This window comes from Micromonospora sp. NBRC 110037 (assembly GCF_001652995.1).
Taxonomy (GTDB): Bacteria; Actinomycetota; Actinomycetes; order Mycobacteriales; family Micromonosporaceae; genus Micromonospora; species Micromonospora chalcea.
The window spans coordinates 1,547,635-1,567,354 of sequence record NZ_BBVA01000002.1 but is presented as its reverse complement, the minus strand read 5'-3'; the positions used below and the strand labels follow the sequence as shown (position 1 = coordinate 1,567,354).

General features: G+C 73.6%; 21 protein-coding genes. 7 read left to right on the top strand and 14 right to left on the bottom strand.

The window, feature by feature from the left end:
* Positions 1–11: 11 nt before the first annotated feature.
* The gene (locus tag A4R25_RS06115) at positions 12–914 is read right to left on the bottom strand and encodes an SDR family oxidoreductase (RefSeq protein ID WP_064445930.1); all 903 of its coding nucleotides are present in this window, start codon (positions 912–914) and stop codon (positions 12–14) included.
* A 152-nt stretch (positions 915–1,066) separates the two neighbouring features.
* Here A4R25_RS06115 and A4R25_RS06110 point away from each other — a divergent pair, with 152 nt between their 5' ends.
* On the top strand, positions 1,067–2,857 hold the full coding sequence (locus A4R25_RS06110) for a bifunctional UDP-sugar hydrolase/5'-nucleotidase (RefSeq protein ID WP_064445929.1): 1,791 nt from the start codon (positions 1,067–1,069) through the stop codon (positions 2,855–2,857).
* A 40-nt stretch (positions 2,858–2,897) separates the two neighbouring features.
* Here A4R25_RS06110 and A4R25_RS06105 read toward each other — a convergent pair whose 3' ends face one another.
* Positions 2,898–3,083, bottom strand: coding sequence for a hypothetical protein (locus A4R25_RS06105; protein ID WP_231915437.1), 186 nt, complete (start codon positions 3,081–3,083; stop codon positions 2,898–2,900).
* Between the two features lie 95 nt (positions 3,084–3,178).
* Between A4R25_RS06105 and A4R25_RS06100 the strand changes: the two genes are divergently transcribed.
* Complete coding sequence (locus A4R25_RS06100; RefSeq protein ID WP_064445927.1) at positions 3,179–4,213, top strand: NAD(P)-dependent alcohol dehydrogenase; 1,035 nt, start codon at positions 3,179–3,181, stop codon at positions 4,211–4,213.
* Positions 4,214–4,223: 10 nt separating this feature from the next.
* On the opposite strand, the gene A4R25_RS06095 is transcribed toward A4R25_RS06100, so the two are convergent.
* Together A4R25_RS06095 and A4R25_RS06090 are read right to left on the bottom strand one after the other, a co-directional pair.
* Positions 4,224–5,015 carry a DUF2785 domain-containing protein gene (locus A4R25_RS06095; RefSeq protein ID WP_064445926.1) on the bottom strand — a complete coding sequence of 264 codons (792 nt, stop codon included), beginning with the start codon at positions 5,013–5,015 and terminating at the stop codon, positions 4,224–4,226.
* Positions 5,016–5,024: 9 nt separating this feature from the next.
* The gene (locus tag A4R25_RS06090; protein WP_064445925.1) at positions 5,025–6,170 is read right to left on the bottom strand and encodes a geranylgeranyl reductase family protein; all 1,146 of its coding nucleotides are present in this window, start codon (positions 6,168–6,170) and stop codon (positions 5,025–5,027) included.
* Positions 6,171–6,307: 137 nt separating this feature from the next.
* Between A4R25_RS06090 and A4R25_RS06085 the strand changes: the two genes are divergently transcribed.
* The gene (locus tag A4R25_RS06085; RefSeq protein ID WP_064445924.1) at positions 6,308–6,544 is read left to right on the top strand and encodes a hypothetical protein; all 237 of its coding nucleotides are present in this window, start codon (positions 6,308–6,310) and stop codon (positions 6,542–6,544) included.
* Between the two features lie 4 nt (positions 6,545–6,548).
* Positions 6,549–7,979: an MFS transporter gene (locus A4R25_RS06080; protein ID WP_064445923.1), complete on the top strand. Its 1,431-nt coding sequence runs from the start codon at positions 6,549–6,551 to the stop codon at positions 7,977–7,979.
* On the opposite strand, the gene A4R25_RS06075 is transcribed toward A4R25_RS06080, so the two are convergent.
* The gene (locus tag A4R25_RS06075) at positions 7,952–8,509 is read right to left on the bottom strand and encodes a helix-turn-helix domain-containing protein (RefSeq protein WP_064445922.1); all 558 of its coding nucleotides are present in this window, start codon (positions 8,507–8,509) and stop codon (positions 7,952–7,954) included. The two genes, A4R25_RS06080 and A4R25_RS06075, sit on opposite strands and share 28 nt — an antisense overlap.
* A gap of 71 nt (positions 8,510–8,580) precedes the next feature.
* Between A4R25_RS06075 and A4R25_RS06070 the strand changes: the two genes are divergently transcribed.
* Together A4R25_RS06070 and A4R25_RS06065 are read left to right on the top strand one after the other, a co-directional pair.
* Entirely contained in the window at positions 8,581–8,922 is a 342-nt protein-coding gene (locus A4R25_RS06070; RefSeq protein ID WP_064445921.1) for a hypothetical protein, read from the top strand.
* Positions 8,919–9,836 carry an alpha/beta fold hydrolase gene (locus A4R25_RS06065; protein WP_064445920.1) on the top strand — a complete coding sequence of 306 codons (918 nt, stop codon included), beginning with the start codon at positions 8,919–8,921 and terminating at the stop codon, positions 9,834–9,836. The genes A4R25_RS06070 and A4R25_RS06065 overlap by 4 nt, the downstream gene beginning before the upstream one ends.
* A gap of 51 nt (positions 9,837–9,887) precedes the next feature.
* On the opposite strand, the gene A4R25_RS06060 is transcribed toward A4R25_RS06065, so the two are convergent.
* The 4 genes from A4R25_RS06060 to A4R25_RS06045 form a co-directional block, all read right to left on the bottom strand.
* Positions 9,888–10,439 (bottom strand): hypothetical protein, encoded by a 552-nt coding sequence (locus A4R25_RS06060; RefSeq protein ID WP_064445919.1) that lies wholly within the window; start codon positions 10,437–10,439, stop codon positions 9,888–9,890.
* Between the two features lie 326 nt (positions 10,440–10,765).
* Positions 10,766–11,506, bottom strand: coding sequence for a hypothetical protein (locus A4R25_RS06055; protein ID WP_176722887.1), 741 nt, complete (start codon positions 11,504–11,506; stop codon positions 10,766–10,768).
* Between the two features lie 613 nt (positions 11,507–12,119).
* A complete protein-coding gene (locus A4R25_RS06050) occupies positions 12,120–12,749 on the bottom strand; it encodes an MBL fold metallo-hydrolase (protein WP_064445917.1) in 630 nt (209 codons plus the stop codon).
* Positions 12,746–13,834: an S-(hydroxymethyl)mycothiol dehydrogenase gene (locus A4R25_RS06045; RefSeq protein WP_064445916.1), complete on the bottom strand. Its 1,089-nt coding sequence runs from the start codon at positions 13,832–13,834 to the stop codon at positions 12,746–12,748. The genes A4R25_RS06050 and A4R25_RS06045 overlap by 4 nt, the downstream gene beginning before the upstream one ends.
* A gap of 139 nt (positions 13,835–13,973) precedes the next feature.
* Here A4R25_RS06045 and A4R25_RS06040 point away from each other — a divergent pair, with 139 nt between their 5' ends.
* Positions 13,974–14,387, top strand: coding sequence for a hypothetical protein (locus tag A4R25_RS06040; protein ID WP_064446488.1), 414 nt, complete (start codon positions 13,974–13,976; stop codon positions 14,385–14,387).
* Positions 14,388–14,425: 38 nt separating this feature from the next.
* On the opposite strand, the gene A4R25_RS06035 is transcribed toward A4R25_RS06040, so the two are convergent.
* The 5 genes from A4R25_RS06035 to A4R25_RS06015 all read right to left on the bottom strand — a co-directional run bounded on the left by A4R25_RS06035 (position 14,426) and on the right by A4R25_RS06015 (position 19,657).
* Positions 14,426–15,706 carry a nitrate/nitrite transporter gene (locus tag A4R25_RS06035; protein ID WP_064445915.1) on the bottom strand — a complete coding sequence of 427 codons (1,281 nt, stop codon included), beginning with the start codon at positions 15,704–15,706 and terminating at the stop codon, positions 14,426–14,428.
* Positions 15,703–16,353, bottom strand: coding sequence for a GntR family transcriptional regulator (locus A4R25_RS06030; RefSeq protein WP_064445914.1), 651 nt, complete (start codon positions 16,351–16,353; stop codon positions 15,703–15,705). The genes A4R25_RS06035 and A4R25_RS06030 overlap by 4 nt, the downstream gene beginning before the upstream one ends.
* 73 nt (positions 16,354–16,426) lie before the next feature.
* Entirely contained in the window at positions 16,427–17,266 is an 840-nt protein-coding gene (locus A4R25_RS06025) for an alpha/beta fold hydrolase (protein ID WP_064445913.1), read from the bottom strand.
* Complete coding sequence (locus A4R25_RS06020) at positions 17,263–18,177, bottom strand: SDR family oxidoreductase (protein ID WP_064445912.1); 915 nt, start codon at positions 18,175–18,177, stop codon at positions 17,263–17,265. The genes A4R25_RS06025 and A4R25_RS06020 overlap by 4 nt, the downstream gene beginning before the upstream one ends.
* Positions 18,170–19,657 carry an NAD(P)/FAD-dependent oxidoreductase gene (locus A4R25_RS06015; protein WP_064445911.1) on the bottom strand — a complete coding sequence of 496 codons (1,488 nt, stop codon included), beginning with the start codon at positions 19,655–19,657 and terminating at the stop codon, positions 18,170–18,172. The genes A4R25_RS06020 and A4R25_RS06015 overlap by 8 nt, the downstream gene beginning before the upstream one ends.
* Positions 19,658–19,720 lie beyond the last annotated feature (63 nt).

The following is a 19,720-nucleotide window of genomic DNA, read 5'->3' as shown; positions in this document are numbered from 1 at the left end:
GGACCGGACGCTCACTTCGTCGGGCGGCCGCCCGTGACGCCGAGGATCTCGCCGGTGACGTAGCTGGACTCCTGGGAGGCGAAGTAGACGTACGCGGGCGCCAGCTCGGCCGGCTGACCGGGACGGCCCAGCGGCGTGTCGGTGCCGAACTGCTTCACCTTCTCCTCCGGCATGGTGGCCGGGATCAGCGGCGTCCAGATCGGACCGGGCGCGACCGCGTTGACCCGGATGCCCCGCTCGGCGAGGTTCTGCGCGAGCGCCTTGGTGAAGTTCGCGATGGCGGCCTTGGTGGTGGCGTAGTCGAGCAGCTGCGGCGACGGGTCGAACGCCTGGATCGACGACGTGTTGATGATCGTCGAGCCTTCCTTCATGTGCGGCACGGCGAACTTGCAGAGCCAGAACATGGCGTACACGTTGGTCTTGAACACCCGGTCGAACTGCTCGGTGGTGATGTCGAGCAGGCCGTTGTCCTGCGACATCTGGTACGCCGCGTTGTTGACCAGGATGTCGACGCCGCCGAGGTCGCGCATCGCCTGGTCGACGAGGGCACGGCAGTTGGCCTCCTCGCGCAGGTCGCACCGGACCGCGACGCCGGTGCGCCCGGCCTGCTCGATCAGGGCGACCGTCTCCCGGGCGTCCTTCTCCTCCTCGTCGGCGAGGTAGGTGACGAGCACGTCGGCGCCCTCGCGGGCGAAGGCGATCGCCACGGCCCGGCCGATGCCGGAGTCGCCGCCGGTGATGATCGCGCGCTTGCCGGTGAGCCGGTCGCTGCCCCGGTACGACTGCTCGCCGTGGTCGGGCTTCGGCCCCATCTCCTGCTCGTTGCCGGGCGGCGTCTGCTGTTGCGACGGCTGTCCCTCGCGCTGTCCGTACTGCTCGGCCGGGTGCTGCTGGGTGAACTGGTCCTCGCTCATGTCTGCGCCCCTACCCCGGTGACCGGAGGGGAAACAGCAGCACCGTGACCGTAGGGGAAACAAAACGGGCCGGTGTGGCGCACGCGACATGTGGTGGTTATGGTGCGCAACGGCGCCCACGAGGCGCGTACCCCCCATTGGAAAGGCACCTCATGACTTCCTCCTCCGGCGCCTCCCGGCGCCAGGTGCTGGCCGTCGCGGCCGCCGCCGCGACCGCTCCCCTGCTGGCCGGCGCGCCCGCCGAGGCGAAGCCGAAGCAACCGAAGACCTGGGACCTGACGATCCTCGGCACGTCCGACACCCACGGCAACGTCTACAACTGGGACTACTACAAGGACGCGGAATTCGACGACAGCAAGCAGAACGACGTCGGCGTCGCGAAGCTCGCCACCCTGGTCAACCAGATCCGCGCCGAGCGCAAGGGCAGGGCCACGCTGGTCCTCGACGCCGGCGACACCATCCAGGGCACGCCGCTGGCGACGTACTACGCCAAGCAGGAGCCGATCACCAGCACCGGTGAGACGCACCCGATGGCACGCGCCATGAACATCCTCAAGTACGACGCGGTGACGCTCGGCAACCACGAGTTCAACTACGGCCTGCCGCTGCTGGCCACCTGGATCGAGCAGCTCGGCTTCCCGGCCCTGGCCGCGAACGCGCTCAACGCGAAGACCGGCAAGCCGGCGTTCCTCCCGTACGTGATCAAGGAGGTCAAGCTCGGCGGGCACGGCGCGCCGAAGCTGCGCGTGGGCGTCCTCGGCCTGACCAACCCCGGCGTGGCCATCTGGGACAAGGGCAACGTCGAGGGCCGCCTGGTCTTCGCCGACATGGTCGCCACCGCCGCGAAGTGGGTGCCGGAGATGCGCCGCCGCGGCGCCGACCTGGTCGTCATCTCGGCGCACGGCGGCGACAGCGGCACCTCCAGCTACGGCCCGGAGCTGCCGAACGAGAACCCGACCGCGCTGATCGCCGAGCAGGTCCCCGGCATCGACGCGATCCTGTTCGGCCACGCGCACAACGAGGTGCCGGAGAAGTTCGTCACCAACCTCACCACCGGCGAGCGGGTCCTCACCTCGGAGCCGTCGAAGTGGGGCCAGCGGCTGACCCGGATGGACTTCACGCTGACCCGGGAGAAGGGCCGCTGGACGGTCACCGCCAAGTCGGCCACCACGCTCAACACCAACACCGTGGTCGAGGACCCGGCGGTGCTCGCGGCCGTGCGCGGCCAGCACGCCAAGACCGTCGAGTACGTCAACCGCGTCGTCGCGCAGTCCAGCGTGGAGCTGTCGGCCGCCGAGTCGCGGTACAAGGACACCCCGATCCTGGACTTCATCAACCACGTCCAGACCGAGGTCGTCACCGAGGCGCTCGCGGGCGGCGAGTACGCGGGCCTGCCGGTGCTGTCCATCGCCGCGCCGTTCAGCCGTACCGCGGTGTTCCCGCAGGGCGACGTGCGCATCCGCGACGTGGCGGGCCTCTACGTGTACGACAACACGCTGGAGGCGGTCGTGCTGACCGGCGCCGAGGTGAAGGCGTACCTGGAGTACTCGGCGAAGTACTTCGTCACGCTGCCGGCGGGCGCGCCGGTGAACCCGGAGACGATCAGCGACCCGGCGGTGCCGGACTACAACTACGACGTGTTCTCCGGCGTCGACTACGACATCGACATCGCCAAGCCGGTCGGCCAGCGGATCACCCGGCTGGTGCTGGCCGGCACCGACACCCCGGTCGCGGCGGACGCCCGGTTCGTGGTGGCGGTGAACAACTACCGGCGCAGCGGCGGCGGCAACTTCCCGGGCATCGTGAAGACCCAGGTCTACAACGCCCAGCAGGAGATCCGCCAGCTGCTCATCGACTGGGCGCAGGCCAAGGGCGTCATCGACCCGGCCGACTTCTTCGTACCCAACTGGAAGCTGGTGCGCGACGGCGTGCCGGTCTTCTGACCGTGCGGCGACGGGGTCCGGGCCGGTGGCCCGGACCCCGTCAGCCGCCCGCGCGCAGGTGCCACTCCGACTCCCCGCCGACCGGGTCCGGCCGGTCCGGCGGGGTCTCGGTCTCCACTGAGCGCGTCAGGTCCTCCGGGCGTACCCGGGCCGGCAGTTCGCCGAAGCGGACGTGCCGCAGGAACGCGTACTCCTCGTCGGTGAACGACTCGGCCGGCTCACTCATGACCGCATTGTGCGCCCGCCCGTCCCGTCGGCGCATCAACCACCACGGCAGGGGTATGCCGCCGCGACGACCGTCGGCGACGAGGTGGAGGAGACATGCGCGCAGTACGGATGACAGCGCCCGGGGTGCTGGAGCACACGGAGGTGCCCACGCCCGAGGCCGGCCCCGGTGAGGTGCTGCTGCGCGTCGGCGCGGTCGGCGCCTGCCACTCCGACCTGCACATCCTCGACGCTCCGGCCGGCGTGTTCCCGATCCCGATGACGCTGGGGCACGAGATCGCCGGCACCGTCGACACGGTCGGCGCCGGGGTGGTCGGCTGGTCGCCCGGAGAACGGGCCGCGGTCTACGGGATCATCGGCTGCGGCCGGTGCCGTGCCTGCCTGCGGGGCGAGGAGAACCGCTGCCGGGTAACCCCGGTCGGCGGCGTCGGGCTCAGCCGCGACGGCGGGCTCGCCGAGTACGTCGTGGTTCCCGCGTCCCGGCTGCTGCCGGTCGGCGACATGGACCTGACCCAGGCCGCGCCGCTCACCGACGCCGGGCTGACGCCGTACCACGCGGTGGAGCTGGCCCGGCCCCGGCTGCGGCCCGGCACCACCTGCGTGGTGATCGGCATCGGCGGGCTGGGGCACATGGGGTTGCAGATCCTGCTCGCCACCACAGCGGTACGGATCGTCGCGGTGGACACCAGCGCCGCGGCGCTGGACCTGGCCGGGCGGCTCGGCGCGCACCACGTGGTGCAGGCCGGCCCGGACGCGGTGGAGAAGATCCGTGAGCTGGTCGGGCCGCCGCCGGACGGCGCGGACGTGGTGCTCGACTTCGTCGGCGCCCAGGCGACCCTGGACACCGCCCGGCAGGTCGTCGCCACCGGCGGTCAGCTGCTGCTGGTCGGCCTGGCCGGCGGTACGCTGCCGGTCCGGCCGGTCGCCGACGAGCCGCCGCCCGTGCCGTTCGAGGCCGCTGTGGCGGTGCCGTTCTGGGGCACCCGGGCCGAACTGCACGAGGTGATCGCGCTGGCCCGCGACGGCCGGCTGCACGCCGACGTGCAGACGTTCCCGCTCGCGGAGGCGCCGCAGGCGTACGAGGCGCTGCGCCGGGGCGACGTGCACGGGCGGGCGGTCATCGTCCCCTGACCGGGGGCGTTCAGCCGTGCTGGAAGACCGGGGCGAGCACCTCGGCCAGGCGTGCCTTGACCGCGTCGCGGTGCGGCTGCGGCAGCGCCGGGGCGTCCCGGCTCGGCCCGATGCCGGTGTCCAGCAGCACGTACAGCGCCCGCAACGTCCGCATGCTGTTCGAGGCGTGGGCCGGCGTGGTGCCCCGGGGCAGCGCGGCGAAGCTCGCCGCGACCGGTTCCAGCCAGCCGAGCGCGTCGGCGCCGGACAGGCCGGGCCGGGCCAGCACCAGCGCGATCGCGCGGGCCAACCGGTCGTCCTCCTGCTGCGCGAAAAGGTGGCCGGTCGGCGCGACGAGGCGGGCCGCGGCCAGGTCGAGCATGCTCGCCGGGTCGACCGACGGGTGGCGGCCGAACGTGGCCAGCAGGTCGGCGCCGTGGGCCACCGCGTGCAGCCAGCCGAGCGTCGCGTCGTACCCGCGCAGGTCGGTCTCGGCCGGGTACCAGGCGCGGAACGCGGCCGGCCAGGCCGGGTCGAGGTCACCCCGGCTGACGATCATGTCCAGCACCAGCGGCGCGAACGTGCGGGCCTGGATCTCCGGGTCGGTGAACCGCTCGGCCATGATCGCGCCCAGCTTCGCCCGGCGGCCGGCGTCGATCACGTCCCGGGCGATCCAGGTGCGCAGCACCACGTAGGGCGCGCCGTCCCGGACCGCCGGGTCGGGGTCGCGCAGCGCGGCGGCGAGTTCGGCGACGAGGTCGTCCAGGTCGCGGCCGTCCGGCACCGCGAAGTCGCGTCCGCAGACGAGATCCCAGTCGGTCACCGCGCCAGGTTAACCGGCCACGGCCCGCGCCCTCGCGGGCAGACGGTCGAGCACCGCGAGCCCGGCGCGTACCGGCCGCCGGTCGAGCATCTCGGCGAAGCTCGCCCGGCCCTGGCAGAACCGGACGAACATCCGCCAGCCGGGCGGGCTGGCGAGCATCGCGTGGAACACGTCGGGCCGCCGCTCGAACGTCTCCAGCAGCCGGTGCCCGGCGCGCATCTCCGGCGTCAGCCGCCGGCCGACCTCCCGGGCGTACGCGCCGAGGTCGCCGCCGGCCACCGCTTCCCCGGCCAGCCGGCCGGAGCGCAGCGCGTAGCTGATCCCCTCCCGGCTCCACGGCTCCAGCAGCCCGGCCGCGTCGCCTGCGACCAGCACCCGCCCGCGGCGCAGCGGCGAGTCGTCGGCGCGGCAGCGGGTCAGGTGACCGGAGTCGTGCTCCGGCGTCACCCCGGACAGTCCGAGCCGGTCGGTGAAGTCGCGCAGGTAGGCGCGGGTACGGTCGCCGTCGCCCCGGGCCGAGATGACGCCCACGGTGAGCCGGTCGCCCTTGGGGAACACCCACGCGTAGGAGCCGGGCAGCGGCCCCCAGTCGAGCAGCACCCGGCCGCGCCAGCGTTCCCGTTCGGCACCGTCCACCGGCAGTTCCAGTTCCAGGCCGAGGTCGACCTGGCGGAAACGGACACCGACGTGGCGTGCAGTGACGCCGGAGGAGCCGTCCGCGCCGATGACGGCACGGGCGCGCACCACCTCGCCGTCGGCCAGACGCACGCGTACCTCGTCGGGGTCCTGCTCGACCGCGCGGACCGCGACGCCCTCGCGGACCTGAGCCCCGGCGGCGACGGCGGCGGCGCGCAGCCGGTCGTCGAACTCCTCCCGGCGGATCATCGTGACCAGCGGCGACGGGTGCCGGCGGGTGAACGCGCGCCGCCCGTCGCGGGTGAACGTGATCCGGTCGACCCGGTCGTGGGCGGGCACCTCGAGGCGGTCGGCGACCTCGGCCAGCGAGGTGCCGATCAGGCCGCCGCCGCAGGTCTTGTACCGGGGGTGGGTGGCCCGCTCGACCACGAGCGTGCGGACGCCGGAGCGGGCCGCGGCATGCGCGGCGGAGAGTCCGGCGGGCCCACCGCCGACCACGACGAGATCCCAGATGATCACTGGTGCAGCCTAGGGCACCGCCGTGCCGCCCCGCCCGGCACGACAGTCGAACGGGTGAGCATCATCGTGGCCCGTCCGGGTAACCGCCGGTCGCCGGCCGTCCGCGGGTCGGACGGTCCACGCCGAGGAGGGAAGCGATGCCTCAGGTCCAGCTGTCTGCGATCGAGGAACGGGTGTACCAGGCGGTGTCCGCGCTGGAGGTGCAGGGACACGTCCCCTACCCGGACCTGATCGCCCAGGAGACCGGGATGACCGAGGAGGAACTGCGCGAGCCGCTGCACTCGCTCACCGAGCGAGGGCTGCTGCACCGCGAGGACTCCCCCATGTCCGGCCTGGACTTCGGGCCGCGGTGGTGCGCGCGCCAGGTGGCGTGATCGGATCGTGCCGGACACCGGGTACGACGATCGGCGTCGCTGGCGCGCGCTGAGCGTCGGCCTGATCGCGGCGTTCATGACGCTGCTGGACGTCAGCATCGTCAACGTCGCGGTGCCGTCGATCGACCGGGCGCTGCACGCCACACCGAGCGACCTGCAGTGGGTGCTGTCCGGGTACGCGCTGACGTTCGGCCTGGTGCTGGTGCCGGCCGGGCGGTTCGGCGACGCGCGCGGGCGGCGTACCGCGTTCGTGGTCGGGGTGGGCCTGTTCACGCTGACCAGCGCGCTGGCCGGGCTGGCCCGCTCGCCGGAGTGGCTGGTGGTGGCCCGGCTCGTCCAGGGCGCCGCCGCCGGTGTGGTGAACCCTCAGGTCAGCGGCATGATCCAGGAGCTGTTCCGGGGCGCCGACCGGGGTCGCGCGTTCGGCCTGCTGGGCGCGACGATCGGTATCTCCACCGCCGTGGGGCCGCTGCTCGGCGGCCTGCTCATCCAGCTGGGCGGCGCGGAGCACGGCTGGCGGTGGGTGTTCTTCGTGAACATCCCGGTCGGGATCGTGGCGATGCTGCTCGGCTGGCGGCTGATGCCGACCCGGGCGACGAACCCCGCCGGGCGGGGCCGCCTCGACCCGATCGGCGTGCTGCTGCTCGGCGCCGGGGTGACGGTGATCCTGCTGCCGCTGGTGCAGCGGGAGCAGTGGCGGGGCCCGGGCAAGTGGCTGCTGATCCCAGTCGGCCTGCTGCTGCTCGCCGGGTTCGCGCTCTGGGAGCACCGGTACGCCCGGCGCGCCCAGCCGCTGTTCGACCTGCGGCTGTTCACGGTGCGCTCGTACACGCTCGGCGCGCTGATCGGCCTGATCTACTTCGCCGGGTTCACCGCGATCTTCTTCATCTTCACGCTCTACCTGCAGATGGGGCTCGGCTACAGCGCGCTCGTGGCCGGTCTGGCGATCACGCCGTTCGCGCTCGGTTCGGCGCTCGCCTCCGCGCTCGGCGGCCGGGTGGTCACCCGGTACGGCCGTCCGCTCGTCGCGATCGGGCTGCTGGCGGTGGTGGCCGGGCTGATCGCGACCGACCTGGTGCTGGCGGGCGGGCCGCACGACAACGTGCCGCTGCGGACCGCGCTGCCGCTGCTCGTCGCGGGGCTGGGCAGCGGCCTGGTGATCGCGCCGAACCAGACGCTCACGCTGTCCGAGGTGCCGGTGCCGATGGCCGGCAGCGGCGCGGGCATGCTGCAGACCGGGCAGCGCATCGGCTCGGCCGCCGGCATCGCCGCGGTGGGCGCGCTGTTCTTCTCCACGATCGCCGACGACCACGGCGACTGGGGTACGGCGTTCCGCCACTCACTGCTGCTCGCCGCCGGGATCATCGTGCTGGCGCTGGGTGCCGCCGTGGCGGACATCGTGGCCGGTCACCGGCGCTCGGCGGGCCGCTCCTGATCGGCGCCGGGCAGCAGCACGGTGGTGAGCAGCCGCCGGGTGCGGCCGGGCCCGGGGCCGAGCGCGGCGTACTCGGCGAACAGCTCGCGGAACCGGGTGACGAACTCGGCGGTCTCGGCGTCGGTGGCGTGGAACGCGTTCTGCCGGTAGCCGGCCACGTCGCGGGCCAGGTCGGGGTCGCCGCGGTCGAGGTAGCCGTCGAAGTCGGCGAGCAGGCCCGCGACGAAGGTGAGGAACGCCTGGCGGTGCCGTTGCGGGCTCATGGCCCGGGCCTCGTCCGGGTCCACCGACGCGGCGGCCTCGTGGAGCCGGTAGCTGCGCTCGACCGCGCCGCGGGCCCGCCGCTCCCCGACCGTGTGCAGCATGCCGTTCTCGGCGAGCGTGGCGACCTGCCGGTAGAGGGTGGCCGGCGGCACGTCGCTCAGCTCGCTGCGCAGGTCGGCGGTGGTCAGCGTGCGGCCGCCCAGGAACGCCTGGACGATGCGCAGCCGGACCGGGTGCATCAGCAGCTCCACGGTGTCGAGTGCCACAGTCGCCCCCCTTTTTGTTATCGCATCCGGTAATGTTCTCACCGACGATAACAGAACCGAGGAGCACGCCGATGGCCACCATCGACATCACCCCCGACCGCATCGACGTCCGGCTCACCACCGCCGAGAAGATCTGGGCCCTGCGCGGCGACCTGTCGTTCCCCCGCTCCGCCGTCGCGGGCGCCGTCGTCGTGCCCGACGGGGCGCGCGCCACCCGCGGCATCCGGGCGCCCGGCCTCGGCGTGCCCCGCACGCGCAACGTCGGCACCTGGCGCGGCAGGGCCGGCAAGGAGTTCGTCAGCGTCCGCGGCGGCCAGCCGGCCGTCCGCATCACCCTCACCGGCCAGGCGTACGACTCCCTGCTCATCGGCGCCGACGACGCCTCCGCCCTGGCCGTGGCGGTGCTGCCGTGACGATCGACCGTCCGCTCGTCGTCGACTCGGGCGAGCAGCGGCTGTCCGGCACGCTCACGCTGCCCGACGGCGCCGGAGGGCACCCGGTGGCGCTGCTGCTGCCCGGCTCCGGGCCGATCAACCGCGACGGCGACCACCGCCGCCTGCCCCTGGGCATCCAGCGGCACCTGGCCGCAGCGCTCGCCGGGGCCGGGATCGCGGTCGCCCGGTACGACCGGCGGGGCGTCGGCGAGAGCACCGGCGAGTTCCTGCGTACCGGCTTCTTCGACAACGTCGACGACGCGGCCGCCGTGTTCGCGGCGCTGCGCGACGACCCGGCCGTGGACGCCGGACGGATGTTCCTGGTCGGGCACAGCGAGGGCGCGCTCACCGCTGTCGCGCTCGCCGCGCGCGGCGTACCGGTGGCCGGCCTGGTCCTGCTGTCCGCGCCCGGGCGCAGCGGCGCCGAGGTGCTGCGCTGGCAGGCCGGACGACTGCTGCCCACGCTGCCCGCGCCGGTACGCCTGGTGCTCCGGCTCACCCGCACCGACCTGGTGGCGAAGGTGGCCCGCAACCACGAGAAGATCCTCGCCACCGACAAGGACGTGGCGTGGGTCGGCGGGCAGCGGCTCAACGCCCGCTGGTTCCGGGAGTTCCTGCGCTACGACCCCCGGCCGGACCTGGGCCGCGTCGACGCCCCGATCCTCGCGCTCACCGGCGATAAGGACCTCCAGACCGACCCGGCGGACCTGCCGGTCATCGCCGCGCACGCGGGCGGGCCGGTGCGGACCGGTGTGCTGCCGGACGTCACCCACGTGCTGCGGCGCCAGCCCGGTCCGCCGTCGCTGCGGGCGTACCGGGACGAGGCGAAGCAGCCGCTGGACCCGTCGGTGGTCGAACCGGTGCTGTCGTGGCTGGCCACGCACAGCGGCTGAGAACACGCGAAAGGCCGGCACCCGATCCGGGTACCGGCCTTTCGGTGGTTCTTACTTGTGCCAGTGCTCGGCGACGATCTCGGCGGCCTGCTTCTCCCACTGCGCGTACGCGTCGGGGTAGGCGCTGACCTGCACGGTCTGCGCGGCCTCGGTCAGCGGCATGTCCTGCCAGCCGTCGACCTGCTTGAGGCCCTTGAGGAACGCCAGCGTCGAGTACTCGGGGTCGGTGATCTGCTCCGGCGTGCCCCAGCCGCTGGACGGCCGCTGCTGGAACAGGCCCAGCGAGTCGTGGTCGTTGCGGTCACCCAGGTGACCCAGGTTCTCCAGCTTCGACTCCTGCAGCGCGGTGGCGATCGAGACGACAGCGGCCCGCTCGGGCAGGCCCGCCTTCTTGGTGGCCGCGATGATGGCCTTGGCGTTGGCGATCTGCTCGTCGTTCAGGTCCACGTGCGACTGCTCGCCCTGCGGGCTCACGCCCTGAACCGCTGCCGCGGCCGGCTTGGCGGTCTCCGCCGCGTGGGCGGCGACCGGACCGGCGAACACGCCACCGGTGAAGGCGAGACCGGCGATACCGAGGATGCTCTTGCGCAGGATCGTGTTCATGGTGGGCTCCGTTCGGGGGTCGACGCATCCGGGGGGATGCGTGGGCACCGTCAGGCGCTCGTAGTTCTCGGGGGGATCCGGCAGCGCGGGGCGTGCCGGGTGCATCTGCAACGACCGACGCCCCGGGCTTGTTCCCCGGGGGCGCTCGCCGGCGCCACTCCGGTCGCGCACCGGCTTACAACGCCCCCACCCGCCCCCGCCCCGCCCCGCCGATCTTGGAGTTGTGGCGCCCAGGATGTCCGGTATCTGAGGTATGCGAGGCACCACAATTCCAAGATCGGCGAGAACGGCCGACCCCGGAGGGCCGGCCGTTCGCTACGGGTGGGTCACCAGACCTGCTGGACGATGTCCGCCGCCTGCTCCTCCCACTGCGCGTACGCGTACGGGTAGGCGGACACCTGGACCGTCTGCGCGGCGGTGGTCAGCGGCAGCTCGTGCCAGCCGCCGACGTTCTTCAGCGCGTTGAAGAACGCCTTGCTGGAGTACTCCGGGTCGGTGATCTGCTCGGACGTGCCCCAACCGGACGACGGGCGCTGCTGGAACAGGCCCTCGGAGTCGTGGTCGTTGTACGCGCCGAGGTGACCCAGGTTGTACAGCTTCGACTCCTGCAGCGAGGTGGCGACGCCGATCACGGCGCCCCGCTCCCCCACGCCGGTCTCCTTGGCCGCCTCGACGATGGCCTTGGCGTTGGCGAGCTGCGCGTCGTCGAGCGGGATGCGCGACTGCGCGCCCTCGACGCCGTGCGGCACGAGCTTCTCCTTGGCCGGCCGGTCGGCCCTGGTCGGCAGCTTGTCCAGGCCGGTGGTCTGGCCGGGCTTGACCGCCTCGGTCGAGGTCTGCTTGCCGGTGGCCAGGTCGATGGCGGCCTTGGCGCCGGCGTGCGGGCCACTGGTCACGGGCGCGGCCACGGCGGTGGGGCCGACGGCCAGCCCGCCCAGGACGGCCACGCCCGCCACGCTCAGCACGGCGCGGCGGTTCTTGGCGACGGCGACGGTCTTCGCGACGGCGGTCTTCGCCACGGCGGTCTTCGCGATGGCGGGGAGCCATCGAGTGAAGTGCTGCTTCACGATGGTTGCCCTTTCGATCGTTACGACGCGCTCCGGGATGAGCGCCCCTCGGGGGACTACCGCCGGGTAGGTGTTTGGGTTCCGACGGTATGGGGGACACAACGAGCCCGCAGTGTCGGTCATTCCGGAAATGCCGGGCAGCGCCGAGGCTGCGGTCCAGGTCACCCGCGATTCCGGGCACCCGGTCCGCATCCTGGGTGAAGGGCGAGGAACGGGACGATCAGGGCGAGACGCCGCACCGGACCAGCGCGTGCCGTAGCTGCTTGAGGTGCTGCAGCGTCACCGCGGCCGGTCCCCGGTCCGTCACGTACCACCGACGGACGCGGCGGCGCGGCCGATCACCTCGGCGTGCAGCTGCTGTCCCTCGGGCGAACCCGGCGTGCACTCGAGCGGCGGGATGTCAGGCCCGCGGAACTCGGCGTCCACCGGCAGCACGAAGCCGGGTGGAAGCGCAGCGCCACGCGGCGATCCCCTCCGGGACGCCCACACGGTTTTCCGGATCCGTCCGAAGCGGACGGACACCCGGCGGCGCCCGGGCGCGGACGGGCCGGAAGACGCCGCACGCGGGCCCGGACCGGACTGCTCCGGCCGGACCCGCGCGGGTGTGTGGTCCTCAGTGGCCCCGGGCGATCCACTCGTCCAGGTGCGGCGCCTCGGCCCCGATCGTGGTGTCGTCGCCGTGCCCGGTGTGCACCACCGTCTCCGGCGGCAGCGTCAGCAGACGGGTACGGATCGACTCGACGATGGTGCCGAAGTCGCTGTACGACCGGCCGGTGGCGCCCGGTCCCCCGGCGAACAGGGTGTCGCCGGTGAAGACCGCGCCCAGGTCGGGCGCGTACAGGCTGCACGCGCCGGGGCTGTGGCCGGGGGTGTGCAGCACCCGCAGCGTGGTCCCGCCGACGGTGATGGTCTGCCCGTCGGTCAGCTCGCCGTCCGGGGCGGTGCCCGGGTGCACCATGTCCCACAGCACCCGGTCGGCCGGGTGCAGCAGCACCGGCGCGCCGGTGGCCCGGGCCAGCTCGGGCGCGACCCGGACGTGGTCGTCATGGGCGTGCGTGGCCACGATCGCCACCACCCGCCGGTCGCCGATCACCTGGCGGATGGCCGCGACGTCGTGCGGCGCGTCGAGGACGAGGCACTCGGCGTCGTCACCGATCACCCAGACGTTGTTGTCGACGTCGAACGTCTGGCCGTCCAGGGAGAACGTGCCGGACGTGACGGCGTGGTCGACGCGGGCGGTCACGGGAAGACCACCACCGAGCGCAGCACGTCGCCGTGGTGCATCCGGCTGAACGCCTCCTCGACCTGGTCGAGGGCGATCTCCTCGGTGACGAACGCGTCCAGGTCCAGCCGGCCCTGCCGGTACAGCTCGGTCAGCATCGGGAAGTCGCGGCTGGGCAGGCAGTCGCCGTACCAGCTGGACTTGAGCGCGCCGCCGCGACCGAACACGTCCAGCAGCGGCAGGTCGACAGTCATCTCCGGCGTCGGCACGCCGACCAGCACGACCGTGCCGGCCAGGTCACGGGCGTAGAACGCCTGCTTCCAGGTCTCCGGGCGGCCGACCGCGTCGATCACCACGTCGGCGCCGAAGCCGCCGGTGGCGGCGCGGATGGCTTCCACCGCGTCGTCCTCGGAGGCGTTGACGGTGTGGGTGGCGCCGAACTTGCGCGCCCAGTCGAGCTTGCGGGAGTCGGTGTCCACCGCGATGATCGTGGTCGCCCCGGCCAGGGCCGCGCCGGCCACCGCCGCGTCGCCGACGCCGCCGCAGCCGATCACCGCGACCGAGTCGCCCCGGGTCACGTTGCCGGTGTTCATGGCCGCGCCGAGGCCGGCCATCACGCCGCAGCCGAGCAGGCCGACGGCCGCCGGCCGCGCCGACGGGTCGACCTTGGTGCACTGCCCGGCGTGCACGAGCGTCTTCTCGGCGAACGCGCCGATGCCGAGCGCGGGCGTCAGCTCGGTGCCGTCGGTGAGCGTCATCTTCTGCGTCGCGTTGTGGGTGGCGAAGCAGTACCACGGGCGGCCGCGGCGGCAGGCCCGGCACTGCCCGCAGAGCGCGCGCCAGTTCAGCACCACGAAGTCGCCGGGCGCCACGTCGGTGACGCCGTCGCCGACCTGCTCGACGATGCCGGCGGCCTCGTGGCCCAGCAGGAACGGGTAGTCGTCGTTGATGCCGCCCTCGCGGTAGTGCAGGTCGGTGTGGCAGACGCCGCACGACTGGATGCGGACCACCGCCTCGCCCGGTCCCGGGTCGGGCACCACGATGGTGGTGACCTCCACGGGCGCGCCCTTGCGCCGCGACACGACTCCCCGGACTTCCTGGCTCACAGTGCCTCCCTTGTTGCGTGCTTCTGCACCCCGAACCTACCGCTGATCATGACCCACGAACCAATGAAGCCCGCCGGATTGTCCTGGTCATGACCGGGTACCCGGTGTGCCGGTTCTACCAGGTGGGACGGGAGTGATCATGAGGCTGTCGCATGCGCCGCTGCGGGTCGCCATCGGCGCGTACATCTTGAACTCCGGGCTGGGCAAGCGGGGCCTGGAGGGTGAGGCCGCCGCGGGCATGCACGGCATGGCGGCCGGCGCGATGCCGCAGCTGCGGCAGATCCCGCCGGACCGGTTCGCCGTGCTGCTGTCCCGGGCCGAGACGGCGCTCGGCGCGGCGCTGCTCGCCCCGTTCGTGCCGTCGTTGCTGGCCGGGGCCGCGCTCACCGCGTTCGGCGCGGGGCTGGTGCAGCTCTACCTGAAGACGCCCGGCATGCGGGAGGGCAGCAGCCTGCGGCCGAGCCAGGAGGGCATCGGGCTGGCCAAGGACGTGTGGCTGGTCGGCGCCGGGCTGACGCTGATGCTCGACTCGCTGGTGCGGCACCGGCGCTGAGCCGCCCGCGCCGAAGCCGCTCCGGGCCGGCCGCGTACTCAGACGGGGGCCGCGGCCGTCGCGGCGGCCCGGTCGGCGGCGATCCGGCGGGCGGCGTTGCGGTAGCGCAGCACCTGCGCCGCGCCGAGCGCCCAGAGCAGGAACTGCACGGCGAACGCCCAGCGGAACGCGGACAGCGGCGGCGCGTCGTGCCCGGCCGGGGTGGCCAGGTCGAGCACCAGGCCGACGGCCAGGATCAGCACGATCGAGGCGGCGAAACCGCCGACGTTGACGATGCCGGTGGCGCTGCCGATGCGGTGCACCGGGTTGAACGAGCGGGCGTAGTCGAACCCGATCATCGAACCGGGACCGTTGACCGCGAGCACCACCACGAGCGCCACCAGCAGCGCGTGCGGCGCCCGGCCCGGCCACGCCAGCACCACCGCCCACATGCCGGCGGTGCCGGCGGTGATGGCGAAGACCAGCACCGAGCGGTGGAACGGGAAGCGGGCGCACAGATGCGCGAGCACCGGCCCGCACACGAGCGTCACCATCGTCATCAGGGTGAGCAGCCCGGCCGCCGCCGTGGGCGAGAAGCCCTGGCCCTGCACCAGAAACGGGTACCCCCACAGCAGCGCGAACACCGAGCCGGAGAACTGCGTGACGAAGTGCGTCCACAGGCCCAGCCGGGTGCCCGGCTCGGCCCACGCCTCGGCGAGCTGGCGGCGCACGGTCGCCAGGTCGGGCGCGAGCGCGGTGGCGTGCTCGGCGTGCGGGGTGTCGCGTACCGCGACGAGGATCATCAGCACCACCGTCGCGCCGAGCGCCGCGGCGGTCAGGAACGCCGGGGTCCAGCCCGCGCGGTGCAGCAGCAGCACCAGGGGTACGGCGCCGAGCACCGCGCCGAGCTGGCCGACGGTGCCGGTGAGCTGCACCAGCAGCGGGTTGCGGCGGCCGGGGAACCAGAACGCGACGATGCGCAGCACGCTGATGAAGGTCATGGCGTCACCGAGGCCGACCAGCACCCGCGCGGCGACGGCGGCCGGCACGTCGGTGGCGACCGCGAAGACGATCTGCCCGGCCACCATCAGCGCGCCGCCGGCCAGCAGCAGCCGGCGCGAGCCGTAGCGGTCGAGCAGCACCCCGACCGGGACCTGCATGGCGGCGTAGACGGCGAGCTGGGCGACGGAGAACGTGGCGAGCGCGGAGGCGTTGATGTGGAACCGATCCGCCGCGTCGACCCCGGTGACGCCGAGTGAGCTGCGGTGGAACACGGCGGTCAGGTACGCGGTCAGCGCCACCGCGTACACCAGGGCCGCGGGCCGGCGGGACACGCTCACCGCAGCGTCCCGAGCATCCGCGCGGCGGTGTCGATGTGCCCGGCGACAGCGTCGCGCCACGCCTGCGGGTCGTCGCCGTCGAGCGCGGCGAGCTGGCCGGCGTGCTCGGCCAGGGCGACCTCGGCCCAGCCGGGTGAGAGCCGGAAGCTCGCCTCGCCCATGCGCAGCTGCCGGTCGCGCAGGCGGTGGTACAGCTCGGCCAGGATCTCGTTGCCGGCCGCCTCGACCACGGCGGCGTGGAACGAGCGGTCGGCGTCCATGAGCGCGCTGATGTCACCGGCGGCGTGCGCGCGTCGCATCTCCTCCAGCCGGCGGGCCAGGTCGGTGCGCAACTCGGCGCGGCGGTCCCAGACCCGCTCGGCGGCGTGCAGCTCGACCAGCCGGCGGGCCTCGATGACGTCGGCGATCTCCCGGGCCGACACCGGCCGGATCAGCGCGCCGCGCTTCGGGTAGAGCTTGACCAGACCCTCGGTCTCCAGCCGCAGCAGCGCCTCCCGGACCGGGGTGCGGGACACGCCGGTCGCGTCGGCGATCTCGCCCTCGCTCACGAGCTGGCCGCCCGGGTAGACCTGTTCCAGGATGGCCTGCTTGAGGTGCCGGTACGCCCGCTCGGCGGCGGACGGCGCGGTCCGGCTGGGATGCGTCATGTATCTAAGCTTGCTCCGCGGCTCGTCCCGCCGCTCGATCGCGGGCCCGGGCAGTGGCGCAGACCACCGCGGGTCAGGCCCACAACTCCCGCAGCAGCGCCTCCACCTCGGCGGTCCGCTCGATCTGCGGCATGTGCCCGGTGTCGCGGAACAGGTGGCGGCGCGCGTGCGGCAGCCGGCTGCCGGCGTACGCCAGGTGCGCGGCAGGCAGGATCAGGTCACGGTCGCCCCAGACGAGCAGCATGGGCAGGTCGAGCGCGGCCACCGCGTCGAGCAGTTCGGCGCGCCACCGCAGCTTCACCCCGCGCCAGGTGCCCAGGTCGCGGACCAGCTCCAGCATCACCCGGGCGGCGTGCGGCCGGCGGGCCAGCGCCAGAGCGGTGGCGATCCGCTCCTCGGTGACGTACGCCGGGTCGAAGAAGATGGCCCGCTCGCTGCGGCGGGCGATCCCCGGATGCGGGCGCAGCAGCAGCGGCGCCAGCGGGCGGATCGCGAGCAGCCGCAGCGCCACCGTCACCTCCCGGCCGAAGCCGGCGCTGTTGAGCAGCGCCAGGCTGGCCGCCCGCTGCGGCGCGTCGACCGCTAGGCGCATCGCCACCGCCCCGCCGAGGGAGTTGCCGACCAGGTGCGCCGGGCCGGTCACCCCGGCCACGTCGAGGAACCGGGCGACCGCGCCGGCCAGGGCGGGCAGCGTGTGCGGCCCGTCCAGCGGCGCGGAGCCGCCGTGCCCGGGCAGGTCCACCGCGAGCACCAGGTGGTCGCGGGCCAGCGCGGCGTGCAGGGCGGTGAAGTCGTCGAGGGTACGGCCGATGCCGTGCAGCAGCACCACGGGCGGCCCGTCGCCGCTGATCCGGCAGCGCACGCGCCGGCCGTCGACGGTGCGCTCGTCGACCGGCGGGAGGGCCACCGTCACGCCGTACGTCCGGGTTCCCGCGCGGCCTCCTCGCCGAGCGTCTCGGCCCGCGGCGCCGGCGCCCCGGCGACGGTCGCCGCCGGGCGGGACGGGCGCATGCCCAGGGCGAGCACCCGGCCGTACCCGGCGGGGGCCACCCGGGCCAGCAGGTCGGGCAGCTTCGCCGACCAGCCGATCAGCACCCGGCCGCGACGCCGCTTCGCGCCGCGCAGGATCGCCTCGGCGGCCTTCGCCGGGTCGATGGTGAGCAGCTTCTCGAACTGCCTGAGTCCGGTCTCGTACTCGGCCCGGTCAACGCCGCTGCCGACCCGGGCGCTGGCGGCGATCCGGGTACGGATGCCGCCCGGGTGCACCGACGTGACGCCGACGCCGTCGTCGACGAGTTCGTGCCGCAGCGCCTCGGTGAAGCCGCGGACGGCGAACTTGCTCGCCGCGTACGCGGCCTGCCCGGCGGGCGCGATGATGCCGAACAGGCTGGAGACGTTGACCAGGTGCGCGCCGGGTTCGGCCTTGAGCGCGGGCAGCAGCGCGTGGGTCAGGCGCACCACCGCCCGGAAGTTGATCTCGACGACCCAGAGGAACTCCTCCACTGTGACCTGGTCGAAACGCCCGCCCAGCGCCACCCCGGCGTTGTTGATCAGCAGCCGGATGCGGGGATGCGCGCGGTGGATCTCGGCGGCGATCCGCTCGGTGGCCTCGGCGTCGGCGAGGTCGACCACGTGCGTCTCGACCCGGAGGTCCGGGTGCGCCGCCGAGATCGCGGCGGCGACCGAGGTCAGGCCGTCGGCGTCGCGGTCGAGCAGGACCAGGTCGGCGCCGCGCCGGGCCAGGCCGTGGGCCAGCGCCGCGCCGATGCCGCTCGCCGCGCCGGTGAGCACCGCGGTGCCGCCGGGAAAGACGAGGTCACGCATCGGTTCCTCCCGAGGTGGCGGCGGGTACGCCGGCGCGGGCGAAGCGTACGCCGTCGGTGAGCGGGCCGCGCCGCATCAGGCGTACGTCGCGGGGGTAGTTCTGGTGCAGCCGCCACGGCGCGCGCGGCCCCTGCTTGGGCAGTTGGTCGACGGCGCGCAGCACGTAGCCGGACTTCAGGTCGATGATCGGCGCCAGGTCGTCGGTGTCCGGGGCGAGCGGCGTGACGATCTGCTGGCCGGTGTCGTCGAGGTGGCGCAGCAGCCGGCAGACGTACGTGGCGACGAGGTCGGCCTTGAGCGTCCAGGAGGCGTTCGTGTAGCCGATCGTCATGGCGAAGTTCGGCACGCCGGAGAGCATCATGCCCTTGTAGGCCACTGTCGAGGCGAGGTCGACCTCGGCGCCGTCGACGGCCAGTGTCATGCCGCCGAGCGCGAGCAGGTTCAGGCCGGTGGCGGTGACCACCACGTCGGCGGGCAGTTCCTCGCCGGAGGCGAGCCGGATACCGTGCTCGGTGAACGTGTCGATGGTGTCGGTGACCACGGACGCGCGCCCGGCCCGCAGCGCGGTGAACAGGTCCCCGTCCGGGACCACGCACAGGCGCTGGTCCCACGGGTCGTACCGGGGCGAGAAGTGCCGCTCGACGTCGTACCCGGCGGGCAGCCGGCCCTTCGCGGCCCGGCGCAGGAACCGCTTCACCACGCCGGGGGCGCGGCGGCTGAGCTGGAAGTTGGCCACCCCGAGCGCGACGTTCTTCCACCGCGCCACCGTGTACGCGGCCGTCGGGGACAGCCAGCGCCGCGCGGCGTCGGCGAACGGGTCGCGCGAGGGCAGCGCGACGACGTACGTGGGTGAGCGCTGGAGCATGGTGACGTGGGCGGCCCGCTCGGCCATCGCCGGCACGAGGGTGACGGCTGTGGCGCCGCTGCCGATCACCACGACCCGCTTGCCGGTGTAGTCCAGGTCGTCGGGCCAGTGCTGCGGGTGCACGAGCGTGCCGGCGTACCGCTCGACGCCGGGGAAACGCGGCGTGTAGCCGGAGTCGTAGCGGTAGTAGCCGGAGTTGGTGAACAGGAACCCGCAGGTGATGGTGACGTCCTCGCCGGTGTCGTCGCGGCGGGCGTGGACCGTCCAGCGGGCGGTGGCGCTGTCCCATTCCGCGCGCACGGCCCGGTGGTGGAAGCGGATGTGCTGCTCGACGTCGTACTCGCGGGCGGTCTGGCGCACGTACGCGCGGATGGAGTCGCCGTCGGCGATGGCCTTCGGGTCGGTCCACGGCTTGAACGAGTAGCCGAGGGTGTACATGTCGGAGTCGGAGCGGATGCCCGGGTAGCGGAACAGGTCCCAGGTGCCGCCGATGGCGCCCCGGGCCTCCAGCACCGCATAGGTCTTGCCGGGGCACTCGCGTCCGAGGTGGACGGCGGCGCCGATGCCGGACAGGCCGGCCCCGACGATGAGGACGTCGACGTGGTCTGCGGCCATCGGTTTCTCCCGTTCGCACCGGCGGTGGACCGGACACTATCCATCGCCGTCGAGCGCAGTCAA

What these genes read in the sequence shown, in the direction of transcription:
- A4R25_RS06070 (WP_064445921.1), top strand. Translation starts at nt 8,581, where the DNA reads ATGGCCACCATCGACATCACCCCCGACCGCATCGACGTCCGGCTCACC.
- A4R25_RS06100 (WP_064445927.1), top strand. Translation starts at nt 3,179, where the DNA reads ATGCGCGCAGTACGGATGACAGCGCCCGGGGTGCTGGAGCACACGGAG.
- A4R25_RS06015 (WP_064445911.1), bottom strand. Translation starts at nt 19,657, where the DNA reads ATGGCCGCAGACCACGTCGACGTCCTCATCGTCGGGGCCGGCCTGTCC.
- A4R25_RS06040 (WP_064446488.1), top strand. Translation starts at nt 13,974, where the DNA reads ATGAGGCTGTCGCATGCGCCGCTGCGGGTCGCCATCGGCGCGTACATC.
- A4R25_RS06060 (WP_064445919.1), bottom strand. Translation starts at nt 10,439, where the DNA reads ATGAACACGATCCTGCGCAAGAGCATCCTCGGTATCGCCGGTCTCGCC.
- A4R25_RS06105 (WP_231915437.1), bottom strand. Translation starts at nt 3,083, where the DNA reads ATGAGTGAGCCGGCCGAGTCGTTCACCGACGAGGAGTACGCGTTCCTG.
- A4R25_RS06115 (WP_064445930.1), bottom strand. Translation starts at nt 914, where the DNA reads ATGAGCGAGGACCAGTTCACCCAGCAGCACCCGGCCGAGCAGTACGGA.
- A4R25_RS06030 (WP_064445914.1), bottom strand. Translation starts at nt 16,353, where the DNA reads ATGACGCATCCCAGCCGGACCGCGCCGTCCGCCGCCGAGCGGGCGTAC.
- A4R25_RS06110 (WP_064445929.1), top strand. Translation starts at nt 1,067, where the DNA reads ATGACTTCCTCCTCCGGCGCCTCCCGGCGCCAGGTGCTGGCCGTCGCG.
- A4R25_RS06085 (WP_064445924.1), top strand. Translation starts at nt 6,308, where the DNA reads ATGCCTCAGGTCCAGCTGTCTGCGATCGAGGAACGGGTGTACCAGGCG.
- A4R25_RS06020 (WP_064445912.1), bottom strand. Translation starts at nt 18,177, where the DNA reads ATGCGTGACCTCGTCTTTCCCGGCGGCACCGCGGTGCTCACCGGCGCG.